Annotated in this window: 1 protein-coding gene and 1 pseudogene; both read left to right on the plus strand. The window is 70.7% G+C overall.

Going from position 1 to position 1,873, the window contains the following annotated elements; all coding sequences use genetic code 11:
* Positions 1-114: transposase (locus ACFQS7_RS30835; RefSeq protein WP_380070905.1), on the plus strand; the 114-nt coding region annotated here is incomplete at its 5' end.
* A gap of 90 nt (positions 115-204) precedes the next feature.
* Positions 205-1,401, plus strand: a pseudogene (locus ACFQS7_RS30840) (IS4 family transposase); the annotation flags it as partial.
* Between the last annotated feature and the right edge of the window lie 472 nt (positions 1,402-1,873).

Raw genomic sequence — 1,873 nt, forward strand, 5'->3', positions numbered from 1 at the left:
CTCTGGGCGCGCCTCAAGGAATGGCGCGCCGTGGCCACCCGCTACGAGAAAACCGCCCGATCATTCCTCGGCGTCCTATCCCTCGCTGCCACCTTCGATTGGCTCAGGAGCTAACAGGCCCTAGCCCCAATACCGTTGACTTTGGTCGATCTGGCTAGCGAAGTTGGGCTGTGGGACCGCTGACCCCTGCGGGAGGACCAAGCAATGGTCCGCAAAGCGACGCGCTTGCCGAATGGCACCCGGATCAGTGACCAGGTCAGCCTTGGCGTTTTGACGGCCACGGTGCCGGCGGCGCTGGTGGACGCCGTGCTGGCCGAGACCGGCCGGCAGAGCCAGCGTCAGCGGCAGCTGCCGGCGCGCCTGGTGGTCTACTACGTCATGGCGCTGGCGCTGTACGCGCAGTCCTCCTACGGCGAGGTGCTGCGCGGCTTGCTGGAGGGCGTGCGCTGGCTGCGGCTGGGCGGCGCCAAGCTGGCGGTGGCGACGAAGTCGGCTGTCACCCGGGCCCGTGTGCGGCTGGGCGCGGCCCCGGTGCGGGTGCTCTTCGAGCGCCTCGCCCGTCCCTTCGCCACCCCGGGGGCGCCCGGGGCATGGTTCCGCGGCTGCCGATTGGTCAGCCTGGACGGCACCACCCTCGATCTGCCGGACGCGCCTGAGCTCGAGGTACGCTATGGCCGGCCAGGCGCCTCACGCGGGACCAGCAGCTACCCGCAGCTGCAGCTGCTGAGCCTGACGGAATGCGGCACCCACGCGATCTTCGCCGTGGCGTTGGACCGCTATGATGCCAGCGAGGTCCGGCTGGCGCCGGCCCTGCTGGCGCAGCTGCGCCCGGAGATGCTGTGCCTGGCCGACCGCGCCTTTGTCGGCTTCGAGCTGTGGCGGGAGGCCGCGACCAGCGGCGCCAACCTGCTGTGGCGACTGCGCGCCAACCAGGTCCTGCCCTGCCGGCAGCGTCTGGCCGACGGCTCGTACCTGAGCCGGCTCTATGCCTCGCCGGCGCACCGCCGCCGCGACGAGGACGGCCTTGTGGTGCGGGTCATCGAGTACCGCCTGGAGGGCGTGCCGGGGGCGGAGCCGCTGTACCGGCTGGTCACCACCTTGCTCGACCCCGCGGCGGCGCCGGCCGCGGAACTGGCCGCCTTGTACCACGAGAGGTGGGAGAGCGAGGGCACCTTCGCCGAGCTCAAGGTGAGCTTGCCGGGCGAGCGGCTGATGCTACGCAGCCGTCGCGCCGACCTGGTCGAGCAGGAGGTCTACGGCCTGCTGCTGGTCCACCTGGCGCTGCGCCAGCTGATGTACGAGGCCAGTCGGCAGAACGGCTGCGACCCCGACCAGCTGTCTTTCCTGCACACCGTTCGCGTGGTCCGGCGGCATCTGCCCTTTCACGCTGCGTTTTTCCCCTCGGCAGCGCCGGCAGATGCAGCAGATGGTGCTGATCGAGATCCTCGCCGTGCCGGCCGAGCAAAGCCGCGGCCGGCACAACCCACGCGTGGTGAAGCGCAAGATGAGCAGCTTTCCCACCAAGGGCCGCGCCGCACCAGGCGCACGCCAGCCGCTGCACTACCCTGACCACATCCGGATCGTCGCACCCAAGGAACCGGATCCTGCGCAGACGGCCGCCCCCTCGAGCCCGTCGCCCCTGCGACCTCCCGCCGCCGGCCGACACGCGTTCTGGCGTGATCATGTGCAGGCTTGGCGCGACAGCGGCCTCAGGCGCGCTGCCTACGCCGAAGTGCATGGCCTCGAGTGGGGTGCGGCACGGTTCGATGAGACAGCCGGCTGCGGTAGAGGTCACCGCAACCGGAGGTCAGACCGATGGACCAGAACCACAGCGACAAGCCCGTGGGGGCGCCGGCGGGCGCCCAGAACGCTG

This window comes from Dankookia sp. GCM10030260 (assembly GCF_042666655.1).
In the GTDB taxonomy this organism is placed as follows: Bacteria; Pseudomonadota; Alphaproteobacteria; order Acetobacterales; family Acetobacteraceae; genus Paracraurococcus.